Source organism: Verrucomicrobiota bacterium (assembly GCA_027622555.1).
In the GTDB taxonomy this organism is placed as follows: Bacteria; Verrucomicrobiota; Verrucomicrobiia; order Opitutales; family UBA2995; genus UBA2995.
Map to the genome: position 1 here is coordinate 1 of JAQBYJ010000057.1, position 26,424 is coordinate 26,424.

The window sequence follows — 26,424 nt, forward strand, 5'->3', positions numbered from 1 at the left end:
GTACTGAAAAATGATTCCACAAAGGGATTGTCATTGGGGGTTCGCGGGCGTGCGAACATTTGAGGCATCTGATGGATTTCACACAAGCGTTTGATGAGGGGGAGCCTATGGGGTCGATGTTCATATTTCATATTCATAAAAATTTGAACTATCTCTCTCGGTTGAAAAGTGGATGAAGTAATACAAATAAATCACATCACTCTACCAAGAACAATCTTAGAAAATTAGTGGAAATGGGAGAAGAAGTATTCGGAGAGAGCACAAATATGAACATTGACCCTGCACGCTCGTTCTTGACCCTGCACGCTTGTTGTAGACTTTCTTTCAGAAAAACTTCCGAATTACCTGATTCCATCCGCGTTCATCAAGCTTTCAGAAATGCCTCTTACCGTGAATGGGAAAATTGACATCCGCGCTCTCCCAGAATCTGAAATCGTTACCACGACTCAGGAACCAGAAAGAGAGTGTTCACCGAACGAATTGGTAGTATATATGGAAGGAGATTCTTAATATTGATAAAATTGGACTGAATGATGACTTTTTCGCCCTTGGCGGTCATTCGCTCATGATCATGCAGATACTTAGTCTGACTAAGAAAATATTTGGAATCAACTTATCCTATCGGGATCTTTTCCAATTCTCGACTATAGCAGATTTCGCTTCAGTTGTTGATAAAAACAAAACCCAATCCAAGTCGTAGGTTGAATGCCTATTGCAAATTGAAACTCCAGGCAAAACATACTCCTAAATATTCAGGACCATCTATCTTTCCTGAGGGGATGAAGGTGGAATCTTAACCGAAGAGGCACTACAGGATTGTAATCCGTCTGAACCTGGGAAGTAAAAGTTGATTTATATATTTTACGATTGATCCTTTTTGGCTCCCCCGATCAATACCAATTCGGAGTACTTATAAAAACCACTCTACTGTCGGAGTTCTTATAAACTTCTGGTAATCTAAAAAATAATCCTAGATTCTGGGGCCACTATTGCTGGTCCGGTCATAAGAGGAGCAGTTAACATCTATTCTTCCTTTTAATCCAAGTTATGCAAAATAAACCTCACATTGCCGTGGTATTTTCCGCATTTATGTCTGGCGGAGCCGAGACAGTTTGCTTGTGGATTCTAGAAGCACTTAAAAAGGATTACAACCTGAGCCTGGTTACGTTCACTCCTGTAAACTGGAATAAGATCAACGCCCTCTACGGAACCAATCTAGGGGAGGATTCCGTCAAAACAGTATCCCCGGTTCCGAAGTGGCTCTCCTCGGGCGTAGTCTATTTTTTTAAAAACATTTCGCAACCTCACCCATGGTTACAACATTTGTTGATGCGCTACTATAAAAAGCATTCCAAAAAGTTCGACTTGGGAATAAGCGCTTACAATGAAATGGATCTTCAAAAACCGGGAATCCAATATGTCCACGCCCCAAAATATGTGTTGGGTAGGAGACGCCACGAACGAGTATCCGGCTATTCTATTGAGAGAATGAAACAAAACCTGACTCTCACCTGCTCCGATTTTGTCGCCAAAAAATACGAAAGATTTCATGGTGAACCGGCCACCGTTGTATTTCCTCCGGTTGACAAAGAATACCCAAAGGTAGAATGGGAAACAAAAGAGTTTTCATTTATTTCCTGTGGGAGGTTAGCGCCAGAAAAAGAGCCGCATAAGGCCATCGAACTTCTAAAGAGGGTTCGAAGTAGAGGGCATCCGGTAAAACTGCACATCGTAGGCACTGAGGTGAACAAAGCTTATTTATCCCATCTAAGAGCGCTTCAGAAAGAGAATAAGGAATGGGTGAGTTTACATGTTAGCCGTCCCAGGAAGGAATTTATACAACTGTTAAGCAATTCCCGCTTTGCTATTCACTTTCGCATCGAAGGGTTTGGAATTACCATAGCAGAACTCATGAAGGCAGGTTGTATTCCATTCGTCTATGGTGTTGGCGGACAATTGGAAGTGGTAGGTAAAAATGAAGCCCTCATTTTCAATACCGAAGAAGAAGCTTTTGAGAAAATCATCTCTGTGTTGGAGGACAGGCAAAAACAGGAATCTCTAAGGGAATACCTAATGCAACAAGCAACCGCATTTGAAACGGAATCTTTCATGAATCGGATCCGTGAACACGTATTGACTTTCTTTAATGAACCCACTCAGAAGGTTCCGGGAATTTCAAAGACAGCGTAGCAAATGATTTGCAGTTGTTTAAACCATGTAACAGGATGACTGAAAAGGTACTCATGAAACTCGACCTCAAACAATGCGTATAGCAGTAGTCGTTTTTCAATTTCCCAAGGTATCTGAAACGTTTGTTCTCAATCAGATATGTGGACTCATACAAGCAGGTCATCAGGTAGAGATTTACGCCTATAAAAAGGGATCTGGCGCTGACCTTTCCCAGAACGCGGTAACCGGGTTTAAACTCGAAGAACGAACCTTTTATTTTCCAAGACAAAACACAAAGTCTTATCAAAAGGCACTGGCCCTATTGTTTACTATCATCACCCGGGGTTATAAAACGCCGATGGCTGTTCTGTGGTTGATCAGGTATTCACTATCACAGATTATTAGAGGTCAAAAACCCGGCATATATAATTGCGATGCTTTCATTGGGCAGCGACCTTATGACGTAGTTCATTTTCAATTCGGGAACTTGGTACAAGATATGATTGGAATTCGAAAATTCCCTATACTTAACGGAAAATGGTTGGTGTCGTTTCGTGGGTATGACATCACCCGGTATTTGAAAGAAAGAGGAAGAAAGGTATTTAACGAAACGTTCCAGGCAGTCGATAGAGTGTTACCTGTATCAGATAATTTTAAATCCCGATTGATCGACCTCGGATGCGATGAAGAAAAAATCACTGTTCTTCGATCCGGTATCGACATAAATCGATTCAAATTTAGAAATGCGCTTCCCCAAAATAATAACCCAGTTCAGCTCCTCAGCTACTGCAGGTTGGTTCAGAAAAAAGGGCTGGAATACGCAGTGCGAGCAGTCGCAAGACTCGTCGAAGAGGGCTTGCCCATTGTCTATACTATCATTGGAAGCGGACCATTACGGGAAGAAATCGGAGAACTGATCATCAAGCATGGTAAAGAAAAACACATCCTTCTTCTCGAAGATATGAATCAGGACTTGATTATTGAGAAGCTAAGCGAAACCCATATCTTCTTATGCCCTAGCGTGACTGCAGACAATGGCGACGAAGAAGGGATTCCCAATTCCCTAAAAGAAGCGATGGCTGTGGGAGTTCCAGTTATTGCCACTTACCACAGTGGAATCCCTGAATTAGTAGAAAATGATATTTCCGGCTGCCTGATTAATGAACGGGATGAGTTGGCCCTCGCTGAGAAAATAAAGGAACTTATGGGTTCTTCTCAAAAACAACTTCAATTGGGTCGTTGCGGAAGGCAAAAGATCGAGCAAGAGTACAACATTGAAAAATGGAATGCAGAGCTCCTCAAACTATATCGTAACCATCATTAAGCCCTAATGTGTGGTATTGCAGGCGAATTTAGTTTTAAGCAGGCCCCCAGTGACGCTGACTGGAACCATTTGGGTCAATTAATGGATCGTCGCGGTCCTGATGGTAAGGGGCGATGGGATGATCCAGGTTTTGCTACTTTTATCTTTAGAAGATTGGCTATTTTGGATTTGAGTGAGAAGGGGAATCAACCCATGACAACCAGGGATGGCCGGCACGTCATAGTGTACAATGGCGAACTCTATAATTTCCAGAAACTCCGAGAGGAACTCATCGCAAAAGGAGAGGTATTTTTTTCAGGCAGTGACACGGAGGTCGTACTAAAATCTTTGGTGACTTGGGGAAAAGAAGCGTTCCACAAATTCAACGGAATGTTTGCTTTGGCATTTTATGACCGCCTCGAAAAGAAGCTACTTCTTGCCCGCGACCATGCGGGGATGAAACCTCTATATTTCCTTACAAATACCAAAGGCATATTCTTTGCGTCCCAGTATGATCAAGTGTTGGCACACCCTTGGAGTAAATCGTGTACAGTCTCTGCTGAAGCTTTGAGGCTCTATATGAGCCTTGCGTATATTCCTGCTCCCTATGCTATTTTGAACGATTCGCAGATGATTGAACCTGGGAGTTGGGTAGAAATTGATCACACGGGACGAATTGAAACAAAGAAGTGGTATTCATTTCCAATTCCAAACGAAGAAGGAAATCCTAATTTTGAGGAAGCACTAACCGAACTAGATGAGGCGCTTAATAGTGCAGTTAAGAGACATCTTATTAGTGATGTTCCCGTGGCAGCATTCTTGTCTGGAGGAATTGATTCTCCCATGATCGCTTCCACCATCAGAAATATAACAAAAGGTGTCGTTCAAACTTTTACGATGGGGACAGACTCCCCACAATCAGATGAATCAGCCGATGCCATGCGGTACGCCGAGAGTCTGGGACTCAATCAAAGCATATATAAAATTACGACAGAAGACTCTATCCATCTTCTCGACGACGTGATTGATTCCTGCGGAGAACCCTTTGGAGATATTTCCATGTTTCCTTCACTCGCCATTTCCAATTTTGTTAGCAATGACTACAAGGTAGTATTGTCAGGGGATGGTGGTGATGAACTATTCTGGGGCTATCCTGAACGGGCCAATAAAATCATGAGATTGTGTGAATACTACAGATGCCCATTTGCTTTAAGATACCTTTACAAACGACTGGTAGGAAACCTGGGGGATCAAACAAAGTTTACACCCTCTACCCAAAGAACTTTAGGAGATACCTTTCGTTCGGTACACAGTCATTTATCCGAGTATTGGTTGAATAACATATTTATAGATTTTCCGAAGTGGCCATCTGGTTATAGCGCATTCAAATACGGTGGATGGAAAAAAACACCGAGCGCCAATTTCATTAAAAAATGTGAATTTGAAAGCCACCTTCCTATGGTGCTCTTAAAAATGGATCGGGCTTCGATGCACCACTCACTCGAAAATCGGATACCGTTTTTGGATAGGGAAGTTATTACAGCTGCCTCAAAATTTAGTTGGGAGGCTTGCCTGGATCTTGATACTATGACCGGGAAAATTCCGTTACGAAAACTGCTTAAAAGAAGAACCAATTTTCAATCCACAAAAAAAAAGGGATTTGGAGTGCCTATGGACGATTGGCTCAGAACAAGTCTTCGGCCCTTGTTCGAAGAGCTTGTATTAAGCAGAGATAATATTCTCGGATTGGAAATCAGTAAACCTCAGATGAAGGCCCTTTTTAGTGAACATTGTGAAAGAAAGGCCGATCACTCATGGGGGTTATGGCCTCTTTTGAGTCTAACTATCTGGGAAAAGAAATTTCTAAGCTAGTTCTGCTCCTTACTTTCTCCTCGGGAACAACCACCGACAATCTGATTGAGACTCGCGGAATAGCCCATTTGCAACTGTTCGAGGAGCTGGCCGTTGCACGATTTGGCCAAGAGATTTTCAGCTCTAAGGTACTAAAAGAGATTCCCTTTTTCACCAAACTTCCTTTGCTAGCGAAATGGCCAAAGGACTCGAGACACACCGTGAAAGGCAGAACCAGCTTTCTCTGCTAGGAAAAGACTTAACCAGACGGTCCCGGGCAAAGTGTGAATTGTGCACGGAGTCAGGTGTTCCTCTATCCATCTTTGAAGTTCCGCCAGCGCCAAAAGAACCGGCATTGGATCAGGTTCTACATTTGTGCGATGTCTGCAGCTCACAGCTAGAAAAACCAAAATCCATTCAGCCTGGCCACTGGCGCATATTGTCGGAAACAATATGGTCCGAAATCCCCGCTGCGCAGGTGATGTCGGTAAGAGTCCTGAAGCATCTGGCAAAAAATGAATCCTGGGCGCAGGAAATTCTGGAAGATGCCTTCCTGGAAGAGGAAGTTGAAGAATGGGTCGCAAAAGAAGCTCTCAGCTAAACCGCGATGCCAAAAATAATTGATGCCCCAGGAATTCTCTCTATTGAGAAATGGACAGCTTTAGAGGCGGCCCATAGTTCGCGAATTCAACCTTGGGTGGATGCATTTCACGAAAGACGGAAGAGAGGCGAAATGCATCCGGTTCACGATTTTCTGTTCGACTACTACCAGTGTAAACGTCGACTCATTACCGAATGGCATCCTCCCACTGGAGTGGTCCTGGAAGGAGAACAGGCTAGAAAGTTATTGAAAGAGGCCGTGTACTCCGAGGACCATCGAGGTGTTTTCATTGATCCATCCAAACTGACAGAAAACGTCGTTTCACGGATGAAGTGGATTATCCAGTTACTTGAAAATGCTCAGACCAGAAGGAGCCAACTCCATTGTTACGGTCTGCACGAATGGGCCATGGTTTATAAGGGAACCTGTATTCGCCATGAAGCTACTCCTCTCCGCCTAAGCCCGGAAGAGATCGAACATGTAATTGAAACACAAACCATTCGATGCACCCACCATGATGCCTTCCGCTTTTTTACCGAAGCTGCTCAACCGCTAAACCAAATTCAACCCCGTCGGGACAATCGATCCGAGCATGAACAATTTGGCTGTGTACATTTCAACATGGATCTCTTCAAGTGGTGCTATAAATTGAATCCCTGGATCAGCAGTGAGTTGACACTTGACTGCTTTTTCCTGGCGGTCGAAGCGAGGGAACTGGATATGAGAGCAAGCCCTTACGATTTGAAGGAATTCGGATATGAACCCATTAAAATCGAAACACCTGAGGGGCGCGAAGCATACCAACTGTTACAAAAGCAAATCGGAGAATTAGGCCGACAATTTGCTGCAAAATTTTTGAAAGAATGTTGTAAGCTCACGCTTCCTATGGATTACTTAAGTCAATAACTTCTATCAACCCCAATTTATTGATACGATGAAACACACATCATTACCTACGACATTAGCTGCCAGTGCCCTCGGAATTTTCACGTTTTGTTTCATGAGTTGCGAGGCTCTAAAATCCGAGTTGGGGAAATGGATCGACCAGGTCGACGCCCACCTTTCTCAAAATGAAGGCGGCCAGTTAATGGCTGAAGCGATTGAGGCTCATGGTGGATTGAAACATTGGCTAAAGAACGAAGTTTTGGAATTTCGTTGGATTTACCACATGAATGATCGCGGTCCGGATGTGAAGACCAACACCCTGCAAAGGGTAGATACAAGTTCTTTCAAAGCAGTGCACGAAATGCCCGATTCAGACATACGGTTCGGCTGGACTGGAACAGAAGCTTGGCTTCACCCTGCCGATGCTCCTGCTCAACGATTGAATCCACGTTTCTGGGCCCTTACCCCTTATTACTTTATCGGGATCCCTTTCGTATTTGCGGACATAAACGCAAACTATGAAAAATTGCCTGACAATTTTGAGTTTGAAGGCACGACCTATCAACAGGTCAAAGTCACCTTTAACCCTGGAACAGGGGATGCACCGGACGATTACTACATCGTTCTTATTAACCCTGAAACCAAAATGGTTGGGGGCGCCCGTTATATTGTAACAAGTCCCATCGTTGCACGGAATGGCCCGGGACCAGAAAAACTGATTACCCTTGAAGCATTTACTAAACTGGGAGGCGTTTCCTTACCAACAAAACATCGGTCCTTCACCATGAACGGGAATACGCTGGGTGAACATATCCGCGACGCAGATGCGCTGGAATACAAGTGGTTAAAAAGAGCTGAAGTTGATTTTGAAGCCCCGGAAGACTCAACAAGGATGTAGGCTTCCAAAAGCTCGACTATCAAAGTAGTGGAAATCCTTCTTTCCAAACAGTCCGGATTTTTTAAACTGCCTGTATGAGTAAAAAGATTGTCGTTACAGGAGCCACGCGAGGATTGGGTCGAGCACTGGTGGAGGGATTTATTAAGGGGGGCAATCAAGTGTTTGGCTGCGGCAGATCTGAGAAAGGCGTGAATGAACTTCAGAGCCGTTTTTCCGATCACATTTTTAACCAAGTGGATGTTAGCAATTTCAAGGAGGTTGAACGATGGGCAAAGAGCATTGAGAAGGAATTTGGCGCACCCGATATCTTAATAAACAACGCGGGCATCATAAATTCAAATGCCCCACTTTGGGAGCTGGATGTTGAAGAAGTGAGAATGATATTTGATGTGAATATTCAGGGAGTATTCCATTGTATCAGAGCTTTCCTGCCCGCCATGATTGATAAAGAATCAGGGATCGTCATTAATCTCAGTTCCGGATGGGGCCGAAGTACATCGCCCGAAGTAGCACCTTACTGTGCATCCAAATGGGCGATTGAAGGTCTGAGCAAATCTTTGGCTCAGGAGCTTCCTCGTGGTATGGCCTCCATTCCTTTAAATCCTGGAGTAATCAATACCGAGATGCTCCAGAGTTGCTTTGGTCCAAGCGCCGATAGTTTTCCGGACGCAAAAGAATGGGCTGAAAAAGCGGTTCCCTATATTCTAGCTATATCACCAGGGGACAACGGCCAGTCTCTGACAGTCCCTCAATAAAACCTTATCTTTGGTACAAAAAAAGGTCCCTCCCGAAGGAAGGACCTTTTTGAAATAAGTGTTTTGGTGATTCGATTACATCATTCCACCCATGCCACCACCGTGGTCGTGGTGACCACCAGCATCAGCCTTTTCTTCGGGCATGTCGGTAATCAAGCACTCTGTAGTGAGTAACAAACCAGCAACAGAAGCCGCATTCTGCAAAGCAGCACGGGTAACCTTGGTCGGGTCAACAACCCCCGCCTTGATCAAATCTTCGTAGGTGTCAGTTGTTACATTGTAACCGATTGAACCGTCACCTTCCAGAACCTTCTGGACTACCACAGCACCTTCGATGCCGGCATTCGCACAAAGCTGCTTCAAAGGAGCTTGAACTGCGCGATGCACAATATCAGCGCCTACCTTTTCGTCACCTTCCAGGTTGAGAGCGTCGATCGCCTTGGAAACGCGAAGTAATGCTACTCCACCGCCTGTAACGATACCTTCTTCAACAGCTGCGCGGGTTGCGTGTAATGCGTCTTCTACCCGAGCTTTCTTCTCTTTCATTTCGGTCTCGGTAGCAGCACCTACATTGATCACTGCAACACCACCAGCCAATTTGGCCAGACGCTCTTGCAGTTTTTCGCGATCGTAGTCGGATGTTGTTTCTTCGATCTGACGACGGATTTGCTTCACACGGCCTTGGATCTCAGCGGTAGAACCACCACCCTCGATCATTACCGTGCTTTCCTTGCTTACAGTGATACGCTTTGCAGACCCCAGATCTTCAACTGTAACGTTTTCCAGTTTGATACCAAGATCTTCAGTGATGAGTTTACCACCGGTCAGGATGGCGATGTCTTCGAGGATCGCCTTACGACGTTCGCCGAATCCAGGAGCCTTAACAGCACACACACTCAGCGTTCCGCGAATCTTGTTCACTACAAGAGCAGCCAATGCTTCACCTTCAACATCTTCAGAGATGATAAAGAAAGGTTTGCCGGATTGGGCAACTTTCTGAAGGAGAGGCAGGAGGTCCTGCAGGTTAGAAATTTTCTTTTCGTGAAGAAGAATAACAGCGTCTTCAAGAACTGCTTCCATGGATTCGGTGTCAGTCGCAAAATAAGGGCTTAAGTAACCCTTGTCGAACTGCATACCTTCAACCACTTCAAGCGTAGTTTCGATAGACTTGGCTTCTTCAACCGTAATGGTTCCGTCTTTACCGACTTTATCCATCGCATCAGCGATAATATCACCGATTTGTGTATCCCAGTTGGCAGATACCGTAGCAACCTGACGAACTTCTTCGCGGTCTTCAACGGACTTGCTTACTCTGTGAAGTTCAGCAACGGCAGCTTCAACAGCTTTGTCGATACCACGCTTCAGGTAAACAGGATTGGATCCAGCAGCTACATTCTTCAAACCTTCGCGATAAATCGCCTCAGCAAGAACAGTGGCAGTTGTGGTACCGTCACCAGCAAGATCGGAAGTTTTAGATGCAACTTCACGAACCATTTGGGCTCCCATGTTTTCATAGGGATCGGACAGTTCGATTTCCTTGGCAACTGTGACACCGTCTTTAGTGACAGTTGGTGAACCGAATTTCTTGTCGATAACAACGTTACGACCCTTCGGTCCTAATGTTACCTTTACGGATCTAGCCAAAGCTTCGACACCGTTGAGGATCTTTTTGCGAGCATTCTCGCCGAATAATAATTGTTTAGCCATTTTCTAAGTGTTTTAAATGTGAAGGTTAATTATTCAACGATTCCGAGTATGTCGTCTTCATCCACCAGGATGTAGTCTACATCTCCCAACTTGACGTCAGTGCCGCCATACTTGCTGGTAAGAACACGGTCGCCAACGGCAACTGAGAACTCATGGACTTTGCCATCATCGTCTTTTTTCCCAGCTCCGAGTGCTACGACTACGGCTTCCTGGGGCTTTTCCTTGGCAGAATCAGGAATAATAATTCCGCCTTTTACTTGTTCATCTTCTTCCACACGTTGGAGAAGTACTCGATTTCCGAGAGGTTTGATCTGACTCATTACAGTTCTGATATAGGGTTTAGTTAATTTAAAAGTGCGAATTTAATAAGATTGGGAAGTTAGCAATGGAGGTGCCATGAGACTAACTTTTTACACAAGCCACTTATAACGAAGCCTTTAATTGTATTTGGCTCAATGAGGCGAGGATGAATCCGCATAAAACCTTGGCACAATCTGTCACACCTGTGACACACCGAGTAAATCATTATAAACAACTGTCACAGAGGCATACAAAGTACTTGGATTTTTTGCAAACAACTCACACAAACAAGACCGATGGCGAAGAAAAAGGAAAAAGTAGACTACGAAGCACTCAATTCCCGGCTAATGCAGATCCCTAAAATGGATATCGCTTCAGCCCGAGATTTGATGGACATCGGCCTTAAGGACATCTTCGAGTTGGAAGGCCGCAGCCCTGAGTCTCTTTTCGAAACCATCAAAAAGACCAACCCAGAGGTAGATCCCAGGCGCCTCTGGTATCTCCGCATGGCAGTTTATTATGCAGAAAACAAACATGAGCTGGATTCGAAAAAAATGACACCTTGGGCTTGGAATCTAGAGCTCCATGGATAGAATTATCCCATGAAGCTCGAGATAGAACTCCCGTCTCGCATTCCGGTAATGACCCTCCCGGAAGTGGCGTTTTTCCCAAAGGTGATGATGCCTTTGTTTATCTTTGAGCCGAGGTATCGGAGAATGCTTCAATCAAGCCTTAAGGGACACAGAATGTTCGCAGTGGCTGGATTGGATAAATCCAAAATCGAATTTGCTGTTGAAAGAGAACCAGCACACAAGATTGCTACCCTGGGAATAATCCGTGGGTGCAGAACTCAGCAGGATGGAACGTCACAGCTCATCCTTCATGGATTGGCCAGAATTCGGCTGGATGAGATATACGATGAAAAACCGTATAGGGAAGCGGAGATTACCCCGCTCGAGTCGACCCAAAAAATCGAGAAAAGTGAACTACTCAAGAAGCAGAGCCAATTACTAACTTTGGTTAAACAACTGGCCCAATCAAACGACCAATTCCCTATCGACCTTTTGAAATTCATGGAGAGCCTTGAGGATCCTGAGAATTTCGTCGATATGGTTGCCTACTCAATGATCAGCGACGCCGAGCTTAAGCAGTCGGTATTAAACACATTGGTAGTAGAGGACCGCTTCGATCTTCTTATAGACGCCTTTGGTGAATTTAGATCCAACTAGACCTGTTGCTAAGCAGGAGTTCGAAACAATTAAACAAACTCGAGCGTACCGTCCGGAAGAATACGCCGGTAGTAACATCCAAAACGCGGCTTACCATCAGAGTTCTTGGTGTGACAGGAACCTGCTCCCTTCAATTTCACCAGATACAATATAGAGTTTTGCTCACAGTTGATACGGATCTCAACGAGTTCCAAAAAATCCCCTGAGGTTTTCCCCTTTATCCAAAGCTCGTTACGTGAAGTACTCCAAAACGTGGCCATTCTTTCTTCCTGGGCCGTCCTCAAAGCCAACTCATTGACATAGCCAATGATCAATACTTCGCCGGACTCCACATCCTGGGCAACAGCAGGGATGACATCCGTGTTACCGGAGGCAACTTTGCGAAGTTTGGTGTAATCGAGTGCAAGAGCTACTCCTTCTTCCAGGTCCTTACTCATAGAGGCTTGGACCATGCTGATAGGCTGCTACAAAATCAATCTGAAACTGAGTTCATCAGATGGTCTGACAGCAAAACACTTTACAAATGAGAAAAAATAGGCCCAATTCTGTCGTTCTGAAATTGGCCGGGATAGCTCAGTTGGTAGAGCAACGCATTCGTAATGCGTAGGTCGTCGGTTCGACTCCGATTCCCGGCTCCACTTCTGAAGAACCAATAAAAGAAGTAAGCTTTTGCTCTGAAGGTATTGACGCTAACCCTGTCAGTTAGATACTAAAATACCGGAATTATGAGTATATAGTAATTTTACAAAATAAATCTCAATTCAGATAAATTTACTCCGACCCACATTTAATTACTCCCACCATTATGGACAACCAAGAGATTGACGTCGTTCTTCACGAAAACCGTAAATTCCCTCCTTCCCAAGATTTCCAGGATCAAGCGCATATCTCGGGAATGGAAGCTTACCAGGAGCTCTACAAAAAGAGTATCTATGATCCAGATACATTTTGGGCAGAAGCAGCAAGTGAGCTACATTGGTTTAAACCATGGGACAAGGTTTTGGACGATTCGAAAAAACCGTTCTTCCAATGGTTTACAGGAGGAACAACAAACCTTTGCTACAACTGCGTTGACCGCCACTTGAATGGCCCGAATAGAAACAAAGCTGCTCTGATCTGGGAAGGCGAACCAGGCGACAGCAGAGTACTGACCTACTTCGACCTCCATCGCGAAATCAATAAGTTTGCGAACGGACTAAAAAGCCTGGGAGTAAAAAAAGGTGACCGTGTAGCGATTTACCTGCCCATGATTCCAGAACTAGCAATGGCCCTGCTTGCGTGTGCACGGATCGGTGCAGTGCATTCTGTCATCTTCGCCGGTTTCTCCTCGGATTCCATTAAAGACAGAGTCCTCGATATGGAGGCCAAATTTGTAATCACGGGCGACGGCGGCTGGAGGCGAGGTAAAGCGCTCCAACTAAAACCGATTGTTGACGAAGCCATTGATGACCTGGATTGCGTGGAGAAAGTAGTCGTCGTACAGCGAGACGGAAGCGATACCTTCGCGTGCAATATGAAAGAAGGCCGTGATGTTGACTACCATGAATTGGTTAAGGGCCAATCTCATTTGTGCCCACCTGAGGAATTGGATAGCGAGGACATGCTATTCCTTTTATATACGAGTGGCACGACCGGGAAGCCCAAAGGCATTATGCATACCCAAGGCGGCTACATGGTCTACACCTATTTAACCTCCAAATACGTATTTGATTTAAAACCCGAAGACGTTTACTTCTGCACCGCTGATGTGGGATGGATCACCGGACATAGTTATTTAGTCTACGGACCATTAGCCAACGCTGCTACATGCATTATGTACGAAGGTGCTCCAAATTATCCGGACAATGGGCGTTTCTGGGAAATTGTTCAAAAATATGGGGCCACGATTTTTTATACGGCTCCTACCGCAATTCGTGCTTTTATGAAATGGGGTGACAAATGGCCGGCAGGATACGATCTAAGTTCCTTGCGATTACTTGGAACCGTAGGCGAATCCATAAATCCCGAAGCCTGGATATGGTACCATAAAACCATCGGTGCAGAGAAATGCCCTATAGTGGATACCTGGTGGCAGACAGAAACAGGAGGGATCATGCTCAGTCCTTTACCGGGAGTCACTCCTACTAAACCGGGGAGTGCCACCCTACCCTTTTTCGGAATAGACGCTGCGGTCGTGAATGATGCTGGTGAAGAAGCGGAAGCAGGATTGCTAGCTATAAGAAAACCTTGGCCAGGAATCACCAGAGGCGTTTATGGAGATCCTGATAGATATCAGTCCACCTACTGGTGCAATTGGAATGGAGAGTATTACTTTCCCGGAGATGGAGCAAAGAAGGATGAGGATGGATATTTTTGGATCCTTGGCCGAGTGGATGACGTTGTAAATGTTTCAGGTCACAGAATCGGAACCGCAGAGTTAGAGTCGGTTTACGTAGAACATCCCGCTGTCGCTGAATCGGCGGTGGTGGGAATAAAACACGAAATCAAGGGCCAGGGATTGGCATCGTTTGTAACTCTTAGAGAAGGATTCGAGGAATCAGAAAATCTCAAAAAAGAGCTGAACGACCTCGTTGCGAAAAAAATCGGGAAGTTTGCCCTGCCCGAAAAAGTCATCTTTACTGTAGATCTTCCGAAAACTCGCAGCGGAAAAATAATGCGCCGCTTACTGAGAGACATCGGCGAAGGCCGGGCATTGGGCAACATTACTACACTCGCCGATCCAAGTATTGTTGAAAGCTTAAAAGGCCAGTATTCCGAAGACTGATTTGGAACCCAAAGCGCAAAATACTGTTAATGTGTATTGGAATCATATATGTTCCGCCGCTTTATTTACTCGTTTTATTCACACAATTCTAGTTTCCTTAAACACGAATCACAAAATGATGAATACCTTCGCCAAAATACTATTGTTGAGCCTCACGTGTCCACTCCTGCTAACTGCAGGGTTAACGTTTGAGGAGGCTCGAATCGTTCACGAGGCAACGATGGACGAATCCGAATACACTGGCACGTTCGTGTTTAAAAATGAGGGCGACAAGGCGGTCAAAATCCTCGAAGTGAATTCCAGCTGCGGATGCACCACCGCCTTGCCGAGCAAGCGCGTTTTTGAACCTGGCGAATCCGGAGAGATTTCAGCCACCTTCGATTATGGAGAACGCGAAGGGAAACAAATAAAGGAAATTCGCGTCGACACCGATCAGGAAAAGGATCCACGCATTTTCCTAACGCTGGAAGTAAATATCCCATCAGCGATGGAATTCAGTCCGAGCGTCGTTATGTGGAACCGTGCAAGTGAGTCTGATTTTAAAGCAAAAGAAGTGATTATCGAATCGAAAATGGGAGACCCCATTAAGATAATGGAAATCGTCTCAAGCAGCGATCTATTCACCCATAAAGTCACCGAGATTGAAAAAGGTAAGAAGTTTTCCATATCGATCGCTCCACAAAATATTCCTGTAGAATCAGGAGGCATTATTCGCGGAACTTTTGTTGTGAAAACCAGTTTATCGAATCCGCTAAAAGGCACGCTTAAAGTCTACGCGATTATACGATAATTACCGCCAATTTATTGAACAAAGTTCTACGAGAATCTGTTATTCTATTGCTGCTCAGCTCGGTGGGCATGGCAGGAACCTGGCTGCTTCATCCGGATCCTCCACCGTGGAATCCCATGGTTATAGGAGAAGGAGAAATATCACTCAACGATGCACTTGCGTTGGAGAATAAGACCTGGATCGATGCGCGGGGAGACCAAGCGTTTGAAGAGGCTCACATACCTGATGCGATTCTTTTAAATGAAGATCATTGGAACGAACTGTTTGAAACATTTATTATAAGTTGGGACGGTGTAAGCACTCTGGTTGTTTATTGCGACAGCCGAACCTGCGCTGCCAGCCATGGAGTGGCTGAGCGATTAAAGGCTTCATTGGGAACCGAAGACATTTTTGTCCTGAAAGGAGGCTGGCAATCATGGCTCGAACACCTCAACTAGGCATTTGGATTGAATTAACTTTCCGGTTGATCCTGGGAGTATTTTTTATTGTTGCAGGCCTTTTAAAAATCAAGGACCCCAAAGCTCTTACCGCCGCAATTGAAACGTATCAGGTCCTTCCCTACAGCATCAGCGTATTGATGGCTTTGTTCTTACCTTGGTTAGAACTGTTAGCAGGGATTGGCGTAGCTTTTCGGAAACTGTATAAAGGCAGCTTATTAATACTGGGACTCTTGTTGTTAATGTTCGTAATAGCGCTGACTCAAGGTTGGGTACGCGGATTGGATGTAACTTGCGGATGCTTTGGAAACCCTGATCATGAGAATCAAACCAACTATTCCTGGTTAATAATCAGAGATATTCTACTTATCTTTATGGTGGCTAAACTTTGGATTCGACAGACACTGTTGGATAAGCAGGTATAACCGCTCTTACACCGAAACCTACTCCTGAAAGTGGCCACATCAGGACATTTAATTTGCTAAATAATACCTGGAATAAGTTCCCACATGGATTCTCAAACCGACAAGACAAACGATTTGAATTTCCAGGATCTTGTGAGCAATTACTACCAGCCGTTATACCGTTTCGCATATTCCTTAGCTAGAAACGCCGAGGAGGCATCCGACCTTACCCAACAGACTTTTCTGATTTGGGCAAAGAAAGGTTCTTCGTTAAAGGATAAGACAAAAGTGAAATCCTGGTTGTTCACCACGCTTTATAGAGAGTTTCTGGGACTCCGCAGAAAGTCTTCACGTTTCCCCCACATTAACGCAGAGGCGATTGAACACGAATTGCCAAGTATCTCTCCCAACGTGGTGAGTTCGATGGATTCAAAAAGTGCACTCGAAGCATTGGCCGAAATCGATGAAGCATTTCGAGCCCCCTTGGTTCTTTTTTACATGAAGGACCTGACATACAAGGAGATTGCCGAAATCCTTGAGATCCCGATTGGGACGGTGATGTCTCGCCTGTCCAGAGGTAAAGCTCAACTGAAAAAAATCCTTAACAACACCCATTCAAACATCCTCCGATCCTAGTCGGGCAAGAGTTAAAAGAAATATGACTATTGATGAAGCAAAGTTTATCCTTCAAGCCTACCGAGTGGGACAGGATATTTCAGACAGTCCCGACATGGAAGCTGCATTGATGATACTCGAAGAAAACCAAGAGATTCAACGATGGTACGATGAAGATCAAAAGTTCGACAACGCATTTGCCTTGAAGCTGGAAAGTTTGGAAATCCCCGAAGACCTTAATCAAAAAATCTGCAGCCAGGTAATAACGAAGGAAAACAACGTCATTGAATTCCCATGGTGGAAACAACTTTCTGTACTCGGTGCCGTTGTATCGTTCGTATTAGTTATCAGCCTGATTTTGATACCCACTAAGGGCGACCCATTCGTTGAAACAGTTATGACGATGGAAACGTTTCAGGACTTCGCTAATCAATCATTGAAAAGCAGTTCTGGCTTTAACGTTCGGGCGACCGACTTGAGTGCTCTGGTTCATTATTTGAACGAACACGGTACTCCCGCTCCAGATTCGTTACCAGGCAAAATGGATCAAATGCCGCCAGTTGGGTGTATGACATTGGAATTCGATCAAAAGCCCGTCGGCATGATTTGTTTTGGCAAAAATAGTAAATCGCACCTTTTCGTCATTAATTCGGAAGATTTTCCCCTGATGCCCACGAAAAAGACCCCTATTATCGAAAAAAACAGCTTTGCCACCTCTGTTTACTGGAGCGGAAACGACAGACACTATCTGCTCCTTTCACGAGATCCCAAAGAGTTAAAGGAATTCGTTTCATTTTAATCGAGACCGAGACTTGCTCATTGTAGCAGTTATCCTTCAATCTTCCTAATATGTCAAAAGAGGCCATTCAAGACTTGGTAGATGAAGGTACGCTGGATTTCACATTAGGTGAGATAGAATCGGCCATAAGTAAACTCAAGCGCGCTGTGGACCAAGATCCGGGCTGCTTTGACGGATGGTTAGCTCTCGCTGAAGTCTATTTGAGTGAAAAAAGCCTGGATAAGGCTTTAGCGTCTGGAGAAAAAGCACATTCGATCAATCCGGATGAACTTCACATTAATACCACCCTTTCACGCATTTGGGTCGAAAGAGGGGATAAAGAAAAAGCCGAACATTTCGCGGCTCAAGTGAGGATGATCAGTTGGAAAGAAGAGTTAAAAAGTGGCACCGAATAGGGCTATTATCTTAAAACTTTACGTTTCTCTTTGATTAAAATTGAACCAATCCTACTCTAAAGTCGTCGAATCTAGCTACATCTACCTAACTTTCCGAAAAGATAGGGTCAATTTCGGCCGTTGACAGAAGAAGGCCACTCACAAAAATCCCGCCCGCTATGGAACAATTTGAATTCATTCTCGACTTTGAAAAACCGCTACGCGATCTCGAGAAGCAGCTGAAAGCACTCGAAACGGTTTCTCGGGAGAACAGAGTGGATGTGCAAATTGAAATTGATTCGATACTCGAGAAGATCGAAAAAACCAAAAGGACAGTATATCAAAACCTGACTCCCTGGCAGAAGGTGCAGATAGCACGACACCCAAAGCGGCTTTACGCACTCGATTACATCCGCGCTTTGATTGAAGACTTTCAAGAACTCCACGGGGACCGTCGATTTCGCGATGACCCAGCAATGATCTGCGGTACCGGGCGACTTGAAGGCCGTCCAGTGATGATTATTGCGCAACAAAAGGGAAGAAAAACAAAGCACAAGATTCTCCGCAATTTTGGGATGCCACATCCTGAAGGTTATCGAAAAGCACTGAGGTGCATGGAAATGGCCTCCAAATTTGGGATACCAATTATTTGTTTGATAGATACGGCAGGAGCAGCTCCTGGAATTGGTTCAGAAGAACGACACGTGGCCGAAGCAATCGCGGTCAATATTCGTGAAATGAGTCAACTCGAAGTCCCCATTATAGCCGCTGTGATTGGCGAAGGCGGATCAGGAGGAGCTTTGGGAATTGGCGTCGCAGATCGTGTGCTTGTTTTTGAGAACTCTTACTATGCCACTATTTCTCCCGAAGGTTGTGCCGCAATCCTGTGGAAAGACCGAGCGCATGCGCGAAAAGCGGCGGAAGCCATGAAATTGGATGCAAAAGAGCTAATAAAATTTGGAGTGGCCGATGAGATTTTGCAGGAGCCACTCGGTGGAACTCATCGAGATCCAGAAAAAAGTGCTAATACACTTAAGGATAGTTTGCTGAAACATTTGCAAAACCTGAAAGGGATGGACGTAACAACCCTTCTCGATAAACGATACCAAAAATATAGAAATATCGGGGTCTATTTGGAATCCGAGAAATTCGAATCCAACTCGAATATAGGGTAATCCCTAGTTTTCATTTAGAAAATGTACCCATAAAAGGTCGGGGCATTCCTGTAAATCGATTGAATTCAATGGAACCGCTTCAACAGAATTGATGTTTTGAAATCAGCTCTGTAATTTTTAGTCCAACATCAAGTAAAGTTAACCTATTATTATGAAGAAAATTATACTAGCATTCGTAGGCTCCCTTTTCGCTTCAATCCTCTTTTTTGGATGTGGTGGTGGAGAAGAAAAAGCAATGACAGAAGAACAGGCTGCCTCAGAAGCAGATAAGACAGCTGCAAGCATGAACTCAGATGCCGAGAAAGCCGCAGCTCAAGCAGAAGCTAAGGCCAAAGAAATGGCCAAAAAAGCTGAAGCAGAAGCCAGGAAGGCAATGGAAGATCTTAAAACCAAGTAACGCTAAAATTATACCATAAATACCATATGAATATTGTACATGTAATCTGCGCCATTCTGATTCCTCCTGTTGCTATCTTTCTAAAAGAAGGAATGGGTAAAAACGTCTGGATAGGCCTTATTTTGTGGATTCTTGGGGTGATTCCAGGAGTTGCCTTCGCCTTCTGGCGAATCACCAGATAGTCACTTACTTTCAAGCCCTGGGTAACATTCCGGGGCTTTTTTGTGTACCAACCTTGATTCGGCTAAGGCAGCCAAAAATGGTGTGAAATCGATTCTGCCTTACCTGATAATTCGTTTACTTCCAAGATCACTCCAGAAAGACGAACATCCTTTTCAGCCACTGGAAATCGTCGAGGAATGCCATCGATAAACCGACTAATCACAGCTACCTTGTCGCGGCCCAAAACTCCGTCATAAGGCCCCGACATGCCCAAATCTGAAATATAGGCAGTTCCTTCCGGCAAGATTTCAGCATCAGCCGTAGGAACGTGGGTATGCGTGCCAAAAACAGCACCCACCCTACCGTCCAGGTACCAACCAAAAGCGATTTTCTCGGAGGTCGCTTCTGCATGGATTTCAGCCAAAATGACATCAACCTCGGGTGCGAGTTCGAGAATCAATCGATCCGCAGTCCGAAAAGGACAATCGACTTTTGGGCCCATAAAATTTCTACCCAAAACGGTAAATAGGCCTATTCGAATTGAACCGATTTCAAGCACAAGACGATCTTTACCAGGTACTTCGGGAGCAAAATTGGCGGGCCGACAAACGTTCTCAAGACTATCGATTTCGTCCAAAAATATTTTTTGATCCCAGGTATGATCTCCAAGCGTGAGGCCATTCACACCAGCATCAATCAGCTGATTCACAATTTTCCCTGTGATGCCGGCTCCCGCCGCCGCGTTTTCACCATTGGCAATTATGCAGTCAAATGGACTGATTTCACGAAATAGAGCTAATTTCTCGACTACCAGATTTCGCCCAGGCCTTCCCACAATATCACCAAGCACTAAAATTTTAATCATACAGGACAGATCTTAGGGATTTCTCTAAGCGTTTGGAAAGGCATTTGCGTGAATAAGCTTAAATGAAGGTATATTTTGGCTCTCAGATATTTATCAAGAGTGTCGATATTGAGTTGCACAAAAACTCGCTGACCCTAGGTTCGGCTGAAATTTTTTCCAAAATTGGAGGACCCACGCTTTTCACTATGAGCACTAAAACCGAACAACAATCGCAACCAACAGAAACTAATCGAGAAATGATTGGAGCTGATATCGTAATTGAAGCTCTGATTCGAGAAGGAGTTAAACACGTATTCGCCTATCCCGGTGGAGCGTCGATGGAAATGCACCAATCGCTTGTAAAAAGGAAGAATGATGTTCGTACAATCCTTCCGCGTTTCGAGCAAGGGGGAGGTTTTATGGCCGCTGGATACTCACGGGCTACCGGACAAGCAGGAGTCTGTATGGCAACCAGCGGACCTGGTGCTACGAACCTGGTTACCTGTATTGCAGATTGCTTCATGGACAGTATTCCATTGATCGCGATAACCGGGCAAGTTCCGCAACACCTGATTGGCAAGAGTGCATTCCAAGAAACGGATATCTACGGCATGACACTTTCGGCTGTAAAACACAGCTACCTTGTTCTCGACCCATTGGAAATTCCGAAGGTGGTCAAAGAAGCATTTTACATAGCAACATCTGGCCGCCCCGGACCAGTGCTTATTGATATTCCTAAAGATGTTCAGCAAAAAATGGCTACTCCTGTTTGGCCCGAAACCATCCATATCGCAGGATATGACCCGGTTAAAAAGGCCGAGGACAAAGACCTTATCGAAGTCCTGGACTTAATCTCTGAATCTCGCCAACCGGTTCTTTACGTAGGAGGTGGAGTTATTTCATCCAACGCATCGGAGGAGTTATATCAGTTTGTTAAAAGAACAGGCATTCCCATAACAACCACCTTGATGGGTGTTGGTGCCTATCCTGAGACAGATGACTTATCAATGAAGTGGCTTGGAATGCACGGAACAGCTACCGGTAACTATGCGGTAGACGAATCGGATGTACTCCTGGCATTCGGAGCTAGATTTGATGATCGTGTAACCGGAAATGTTCGCAAATTTGCGGAAAAAGCGCAGATCGTTCATTTGGACATCGACCAATCTGAACATCATAAAAACAAAGTTGTACAGTACCCCATCCAATCTGATATCAAATATGCTCTAAAACGCTTTTTGGAGCTTATGGATGAGCGCGGATTTAAGGCTCCAAAGCTCGATGCTTGGCACCAACAAATCCAAAGCTGGAAGAAACAATTCCCTTTCAGCTACGAAAAAAGCGAACACATACTACCGCAAGAAGCAGTAGAAGTACTTTATGACCAAACTCATGGTGAAGCCATTATCACAACGGGCGTAGGACAACACCAAATGTGGGCTCCACAGTTTTATAACTTCAAACATGCACGCAGTTTTCTTAGCTCGCTTGGCCTGGGAACTATGGGGTTTGGATATCCGGCTGCCCTTGGAGCAAAGGTTGCTTTTCCGGATCGTCAAGTAATCGACATTGATGGAGATGGATCGTTTCTGATGAACATCCAGGAACTGGCAACTGCCAAAGTTGAGGGTATCGATGCGAAAATAATGATATTAAACAACCAACACTTAGGCATGGTTGTTCAATGGGAGGATCGCTTCTACGAAGGTGTCCGCGGCCAAACCATTCTCGGAGACCCCAACAATATTGGAAGTCCTGACAATATGGACGCAATTTACCCAAATTATGTTCAAATAGCCGAAGGATTTGGGATCAAAGGCCGACAAATTTATAAAAAAGAAGACCTTCAGGATGCCATTGAAGAGATGCTCGAACATGACGGTCCTTACCTGCTGGATATTATCGTTCCCTACACAGAACACGTGTTGCCGATGATTCCATCAGGCAAAACAGTGGCCGACATTATTCTGACAGCCGGTCAGCAAGTGAAACTGGAAAAAGGAAGCGGACTCTAAAAGAGCTTCTTCACTTTCTACTTCATGAAAGTCATTAAATAGTTGACCGAAGGCACTTTTGATCTATCAATTTTGACTAATCAAAATGAGAACTTTCATTACTCTAACTTGCATATTGATGACACTTCCACTTCATGCAAAATTACAGGTTGTAACCACGACTACCATGATCACCGACTTGGTAAAAGACATCGGCGGAGACCGCATCACGGTAACTGGCTTGATGGGACCAGGGGTCGATCCACACTTATACAAAGCAACCGCAGGAGATGTTCGAAGTCTGCAAAAGAGCCAGGTGATTTTTTACAACGGTCTCTTTCTTGAGGGGAAAATAGGCGATGTATTGGTAAAGCTATCTCGAAAAGGGAAAATGGTTTATGCGGTATCGGAAAACATAAGTGAGGACCGATTATTGGAACCACCAGAGTTTGCGGGGCATCATGATCCCCATATTTGGTTCGATCCGACGATGTGGGTGGAAACTGTTGGTGTAGTGGTTGAAGGCTTGAGTATTTCCGATCCCGAGAATGCCGAACACTACAAAAAAAGCGGGCAACGGGTAACCGAGAATTACAAGGAACTGTATAAATGGGCAGTTAAAGAACTCAACAAAGTCGATGCCTCCCAGCGCATTTTGATCACCAGCCACGACGCGTTTAATTATTTTGGAATAGCGTTCGGTTTTAAAGTAATTGGCGTCCAGGGAATTTCCACCGTAACCGAAGCGGGATTGGCAGACATCGCCAAAACAGTAGACTTTATTCGCGAGAATAAAGTGAAGGCCATTTTCGTAGAATCTTCAGTATCTCCGGCCACTATTAATCGAATTAGCCAAGACGCAGGGGTAATCATTGGGGGTGAATTGTATTCCGATGCAATGGGAATTCCTGGAGAAACAGAAACAAGGCAAGGCGATACCTACGATCTCGGAACCTACGAAGGCATGTTAAAACACAACGTTTATCGAATCGTTGAAGCGCTAAAGTAAATTGCTCCAATTCTTGGTTCAACTTGTATTTAACTGTTAAAAAACCAAAACCGGTTTTTCCTGCTGACATAGGCGGCATTTTTGGCATGCTTTCCGGACTTTAAGGACATATTACCTGATCCTCCCTTATGCTGAATCTTGTTAGAAATATTTTTCGAAAAAAACCAGCTGTAGAAGAAGAGTACCTACCACTGGAAGTTGATAATGAAAATTCAGTCCCGATGGATGGTCCCTGGATTGGAGTCGACTTAGACGGAACACTGGCTATCCACGATCTATGGGTAAGTAAAAACCATATTGGCAAGCCGGTTTTACCTATGCTCAATCGCGTAAAATCCTGGATAAACCAAGGACTTCGAGTAAAGATAGTCACTGCTCGGGCTTGAGAAGCAGATGGAATTCCACCTGTGAAAGCTTGGCTCAAGAAACAAGGTCTTCCGGACCTCGAAGTTACAAATAAAAAAGACTTTGGTATGATTGAACTCTGGGATGATAGAGCCATTCAAGTGATACCAAATACGGGTCAACCAGTCCTGGATGGGTCACTCGCCACCAGGCCGAAAGCACCGGTTGGCGACTTAAACTAGGCGTTAACCACCCAGTCGCTATAATCAAAGCACTTGCAATTTTGATAATTCCAGACCTTATTACTTTGATTAATCAAAGTAGTAGTTTTTATAACTGAAAATTGAGATGTCGCCCACAAACCCTATTCCACTTGAAATTCATGATCTAACGGTAGCTTACAACCAGAAACCGGTGCTTTACGGCATCGACCTGGAAGTGCCCGCCGGAAATCTGATTGGGATTGTGGGACCTAATGGAGCTGGTAAATCGACCCTTATCAAAACCATCATGGGGTTGGTCCCCCCCAGTAGTGGCTGGGTAAAAATATTTGGAAAACCGTACAAGAAAAATGCAAAACGAGTCGGTTATGTTCCTCAACGTGAATCCGTAGATTGGGATTTCCCGGTAAACGTATTGGATGTCGTATTGATGGGAAGATATGGTCATCTCGGAATGTTAAGACGACCTGGTCGCAAAGATCGGGAAATTGCCATGGCCTGTCTTGAAAAAGTCAATATGGCTCCTTATGCGCAGCGGCAAATTTCAAATCTTTCCGGCGGACAACAGCAACGCGTATTTCTTGCCCGCGCGTTGGCACAGGAAAGCGATTTATATTTTCTGGACGAACCATTTTCAGGCGTAGATGCCGCAACAGAATCGGCTATCATAAAAATCCTCATGGAACTACGTGAACGGGGCAAAACATTGCTGGTTGTTCATCACGACTTAACAACCGCCAAAAACTATTTCGACATGCTCTTACTGCTCAATATGCGGAAGGTCGACTTTGGTCGAACCGAGGATGTGTACACCTACGAAAAACTGCAAAAAACGTATGGTGGACGATTAACGATTCTTTCCGAGGTAGCAGAAACCCGCAGCAAACAATCCAACGACTTACCAGTCGATAAATGAGATTATTTCAACAATTTGGTGGAGGTGCATTTTTCGCCCTCCTGCTGCTGCTCCTCATGTTCGGGAATGAAGTATCTGCTGCAAAAATATCAGAAATTAGTGACACCCGCCTTACAGAACAATTCTTTCGTTTTTTCTCCTTCAAAGATCCGTCTGTTCAATACGCGGTGCTTGCCTCACTTTTACTTGGAACCTGTTGCGGATTGCTAGGAAGCTTCATTGTCGTTCGCAAACTGGCATTAATGGGGGATACTCTCAGTCATGCGGTTTTACCAGGCGTAGCTTTAGGGTTCTTGTGGTCCATGAGCAAAGACCCATGGGCCATTTTTGTTGGGGCTACCATTGCAGGCCTACTTGGCACCGTCGTCGTACATTGGATACACACGACGACACACATCAAAGAGGATAGCGCAATGGGATTGGTCCTATCGGGATTCTACGCCATAGGCATTTGCCTGTTTACAATGATTCAACACCTGCCTACAGGAAATAAGGCAGGTTTGGATAAGTTTATGTTTGGCCAAGCCGCGGCAATTAGCAGCGGAGATCTGACCATGATCGCTATAGTGACTGCAGTGGCAGTGGTTCTTATTATTATTTTTTATAAAGAATTTCTGGTTACCAGCTTTGACTCCAATTTTGCTACTGCTCTTGGATTACCTGCCCGCTTCATACATTATTTGCTCATGCTTCTGTTGGCATTTTCAGTGGTAATTGGGCTTCAAGCGGTAGGAATAGTTCTTGTTTCGGCGATGCTAATTACACCAGCAGCAACGTCGTTCTTACTGACTGACCGAATGCATCTTATGCTTATATATTCCAGTCTGTTTGGAATGACTGCCGGTGTTTTGGGTGCGTTCTTTTCTTACCTGGGAAACAGCCTACCTACAGGGCCTTTCATGATTGTGAGTGCCAGCGCTTTGTTCGCATTGGCACTGCTGTTTGGGAGGCGCTATGGAATTGTCCCACGATGGGTTAGACAATTGAACAAGGACCGTCGTATCCAAATTGAAAACACGTTAAAGGCGATTTATCAAATTCGAGAAAAAGCTGATTTTCGGAAAGACGGAGTTTCTGTTCAACAACTGGGAGAACAACGCAACCTTCCGTTAATTGATATAAGCAGGGAAGTGAAGCGACTCGTCAAAGAACGATTTGTCACGTTAAGTGAGCAGGAAATGGATGAATTTCATCAGAGCCGGATGATTTATCTGACGCCTTCCGGATGGGGAAACGCGTGTCGAATTGTCAGGAATCACCGTTTGTGGGAGCTATATTTAACGGAGTCAGTTCATTACGCACCCGACCACGTGCATGATGACGCTGAAGAAATCGAACACGTATTGGGTGAAAATATTGTGCGCGATCTGGAACGAAAACTCAATTTCCCCACAGTTGATCCTCACGGGAAACTTATTCCGAGCATCATCGATCTTGGAGAAGCCGAAACAACGATTTAGAAAATGATGGATTTGATCCC

29 protein-coding genes and 1 tRNA gene are annotated in these 26,424 nt (G+C 44.7%); 26 read left to right on the forward strand and 4 right to left on the reverse strand.

The features are described from left to right. The first annotated feature begins 1,047 nt into the window (after positions 1-1,047). From O3C43_14895 to O3C43_14925, 7 genes are all read left to right on the forward strand, one after another. The gene (locus tag O3C43_14895; protein ID MDA1067778.1) at positions 1,048-2,190 is read left to right on the forward strand and encodes a glycosyltransferase family 4 protein; all 1,143 of its coding nucleotides are present in this window, start codon (positions 1,048-1,050) and stop codon (positions 2,188-2,190) included. Between the two features lie 73 nt (positions 2,191-2,263). Further along, positions 2,264-3,493, forward strand: a complete 1,230-nt coding sequence (locus O3C43_14900; protein ID MDA1067779.1) for a glycosyltransferase — start codon at positions 2,264-2,266, stop codon at positions 3,491-3,493. Positions 3,494-3,499: 6 nt separating this feature from the next. Beyond that, on the forward strand, positions 3,500-5,344 hold the full coding sequence (gene asnB, locus O3C43_14905) for an asparagine synthase (glutamine-hydrolyzing) (protein MDA1067780.1): 1,845 nt from the start codon (positions 3,500-3,502) through the stop codon (positions 5,342-5,344). 175 nt (positions 5,345-5,519) lie between these two features. After that, entirely contained in the window at positions 5,520-5,924 is a 405-nt protein-coding gene (locus O3C43_14910) for a phnA protein (protein MDA1067781.1), read from the forward strand. A gap of 6 nt (positions 5,925-5,930) precedes the next feature. Then, entirely contained in the window at positions 5,931-6,830 is a 900-nt protein-coding gene (locus tag O3C43_14915) for a 3-methyladenine DNA glycosylase (GenBank protein ID MDA1067782.1), read from the forward strand. 28 nt (positions 6,831-6,858) lie between these two features. Then, the gene (locus O3C43_14920) at positions 6,859-7,707 is read left to right on the forward strand and encodes a hypothetical protein (protein ID MDA1067783.1); all 849 of its coding nucleotides are present in this window, start codon (positions 6,859-6,861) and stop codon (positions 7,705-7,707) included. A gap of 74 nt (positions 7,708-7,781) precedes the next feature. Continuing rightward, the gene (locus O3C43_14925; protein ID MDA1067784.1) at positions 7,782-8,462 is read left to right on the forward strand and encodes an SDR family NAD(P)-dependent oxidoreductase; all 681 of its coding nucleotides are present in this window, start codon (positions 7,782-7,784) and stop codon (positions 8,460-8,462) included. A 75-nt stretch (positions 8,463-8,537) separates the two neighbouring features. Here O3C43_14925 and groL read toward each other — a convergent pair whose 3' ends face one another. Next, positions 8,538-10,169 (reverse strand): chaperonin GroEL, encoded by a 1,632-nt coding sequence (gene groL / locus O3C43_14930; protein MDA1067785.1) that lies wholly within the window; start codon positions 10,167-10,169, stop codon positions 8,538-8,540. A gap of 29 nt (positions 10,170-10,198) precedes the next feature. Next, positions 10,199-10,489: a co-chaperone GroES gene (locus O3C43_14935; GenBank protein ID MDA1067786.1), complete on the reverse strand. Its 291-nt coding sequence runs from the start codon at positions 10,487-10,489 to the stop codon at positions 10,199-10,201. Positions 10,490-10,765: 276 nt separating this feature from the next. On the opposite strand from O3C43_14935, the gene O3C43_14940 reads away from it, so the two are divergent. Both O3C43_14940 and O3C43_14945 read left to right on the forward strand, forming a co-directional pair. After that, positions 10,766-11,062: a TfoX/Sxy family DNA transformation protein gene (locus tag O3C43_14940; protein ID MDA1067787.1), complete on the forward strand. Its 297-nt coding sequence runs from the start codon at positions 10,766-10,768 to the stop codon at positions 11,060-11,062. Positions 11,063-11,071: 9 nt separating this feature from the next. Further along, positions 11,072-11,698, forward strand: a complete 627-nt coding sequence (locus O3C43_14945; protein ID MDA1067788.1) for an LON peptidase substrate-binding domain-containing protein — start codon at positions 11,072-11,074, stop codon at positions 11,696-11,698. Positions 11,699-11,727: 29 nt separating this feature from the next. On the opposite strand, the gene O3C43_14950 is transcribed toward O3C43_14945, so the two are convergent. Beyond that, on the reverse strand, positions 11,728-12,135 hold the full coding sequence (locus tag O3C43_14950) for a phosphoribosyl-AMP cyclohydrolase (protein ID MDA1067789.1): 408 nt from the start codon (positions 12,133-12,135) through the stop codon (positions 11,728-11,730). Between the two features lie 125 nt (positions 12,136-12,260). Between O3C43_14950 and O3C43_14955 the strand changes: the two genes are divergently transcribed. The 11 genes from O3C43_14955 to O3C43_15005 all read left to right on the forward strand — a co-directional run bounded on the left by O3C43_14955 (position 12,261) and on the right by O3C43_15005 (position 19,635). Next, positions 12,261-12,336, forward strand: a tRNA-Thr gene (locus O3C43_14955). A 167-nt stretch (positions 12,337-12,503) separates the two neighbouring features. After that, positions 12,504-14,462, forward strand: coding sequence for an acetate--CoA ligase (gene acs, locus O3C43_14960; protein MDA1067790.1), 1,959 nt, complete (start codon positions 12,504-12,506; stop codon positions 14,460-14,462). A gap of 115 nt (positions 14,463-14,577) precedes the next feature. After that, positions 14,578-15,252, forward strand: coding sequence for a DUF1573 domain-containing protein (locus O3C43_14965; GenBank protein MDA1067791.1), 675 nt, complete (start codon positions 14,578-14,580; stop codon positions 15,250-15,252). 14 nt (positions 15,253-15,266) lie between these two features. Next, positions 15,267-15,689 carry a rhodanese-like domain-containing protein gene (locus O3C43_14970; protein ID MDA1067792.1) on the forward strand — a complete coding sequence of 141 codons (423 nt, stop codon included), beginning with the start codon at positions 15,267-15,269 and terminating at the stop codon, positions 15,687-15,689. Beyond that, positions 15,668-16,114, forward strand: a complete 447-nt coding sequence (locus O3C43_14975; GenBank protein MDA1067793.1) for a DoxX family membrane protein — start codon at positions 15,668-15,670, stop codon at positions 16,112-16,114. Before O3C43_14970 ends, O3C43_14975 begins: the two co-directional genes overlap by 22 nt. 84 nt (positions 16,115-16,198) lie before the next feature. Continuing rightward, positions 16,199-16,729 carry an RNA polymerase sigma factor gene (locus O3C43_14980; protein ID MDA1067794.1) on the forward strand — a complete coding sequence of 177 codons (531 nt, stop codon included), beginning with the start codon at positions 16,199-16,201 and terminating at the stop codon, positions 16,727-16,729. 22 nt (positions 16,730-16,751) lie between these two features. After that, positions 16,752-17,507 carry a hypothetical protein gene (locus tag O3C43_14985; protein MDA1067795.1) on the forward strand — a complete coding sequence of 252 codons (756 nt, stop codon included), beginning with the start codon at positions 16,752-16,754 and terminating at the stop codon, positions 17,505-17,507. 50 nt (positions 17,508-17,557) lie between these two features. Next, entirely contained in the window at positions 17,558-17,902 is a 345-nt protein-coding gene (locus O3C43_14990; GenBank protein MDA1067796.1) for a hypothetical protein, read from the forward strand. A 158-nt stretch (positions 17,903-18,060) separates the two neighbouring features. Next, entirely contained in the window at positions 18,061-19,056 is a 996-nt protein-coding gene (locus O3C43_14995) for an acetyl-CoA carboxylase carboxyltransferase subunit alpha (GenBank protein ID MDA1067797.1), read from the forward strand. 151 nt (positions 19,057-19,207) lie between these two features. Then, positions 19,208-19,453 (forward strand): hypothetical protein, encoded by a 246-nt coding sequence (locus tag O3C43_15000; protein ID MDA1067798.1) that lies wholly within the window; start codon positions 19,208-19,210, stop codon positions 19,451-19,453. A gap of 26 nt (positions 19,454-19,479) precedes the next feature. Beyond that, a complete protein-coding gene (locus tag O3C43_15005; protein ID MDA1067799.1) occupies positions 19,480-19,635 on the forward strand; it encodes a YqaE/Pmp3 family membrane protein in 156 nt (51 codons plus the stop codon). Positions 19,636-19,697: 62 nt separating this feature from the next. Here the strand turns inward: O3C43_15005 and O3C43_15010 are convergent, their stop codons facing one another. Continuing rightward, complete coding sequence (locus O3C43_15010) at positions 19,698-20,477, reverse strand: TIGR00282 family metallophosphoesterase (protein MDA1067800.1); 780 nt, start codon at positions 20,475-20,477, stop codon at positions 19,698-19,700. Positions 20,478-20,665: 188 nt separating this feature from the next. Between O3C43_15010 and ilvB the strand changes: the two genes are divergently transcribed. From ilvB to O3C43_15040, 6 genes are all read left to right on the forward strand, one after another. Then, positions 20,666-22,474, forward strand: coding sequence for a biosynthetic-type acetolactate synthase large subunit (gene ilvB, locus O3C43_15015; GenBank protein MDA1067801.1), 1,809 nt, complete (start codon positions 20,666-20,668; stop codon positions 22,472-22,474). Between the two features lie 118 nt (positions 22,475-22,592). Beyond that, complete coding sequence (locus tag O3C43_15020; protein ID MDA1067802.1) at positions 22,593-23,462, forward strand: zinc ABC transporter substrate-binding protein; 870 nt, start codon at positions 22,593-22,595, stop codon at positions 23,460-23,462. A gap of 128 nt (positions 23,463-23,590) precedes the next feature. Continuing rightward, positions 23,591-23,848 carry a hypothetical protein gene (locus tag O3C43_15025; protein MDA1067803.1) on the forward strand — a complete coding sequence of 86 codons (258 nt, stop codon included), beginning with the start codon at positions 23,591-23,593 and terminating at the stop codon, positions 23,846-23,848. 21 nt (positions 23,849-23,869) lie between these two features. Then, positions 23,870-24,049, forward strand: a complete 180-nt coding sequence (locus O3C43_15030; protein ID MDA1067804.1) for a hypothetical protein — start codon at positions 23,870-23,872, stop codon at positions 24,047-24,049. 106 nt (positions 24,050-24,155) lie between these two features. Continuing rightward, the gene (locus tag O3C43_15035) at positions 24,156-24,944 is read left to right on the forward strand and encodes a metal ABC transporter ATP-binding protein (GenBank protein MDA1067805.1); all 789 of its coding nucleotides are present in this window, start codon (positions 24,156-24,158) and stop codon (positions 24,942-24,944) included. Next, positions 24,941-26,404, forward strand: coding sequence for a metal ABC transporter permease (locus tag O3C43_15040; protein MDA1067806.1), 1,464 nt, complete (start codon positions 24,941-24,943; stop codon positions 26,402-26,404). Before O3C43_15035 ends, O3C43_15040 begins: the two co-directional genes overlap by 4 nt. Positions 26,405-26,424: the final 20 nt, after the last annotated feature.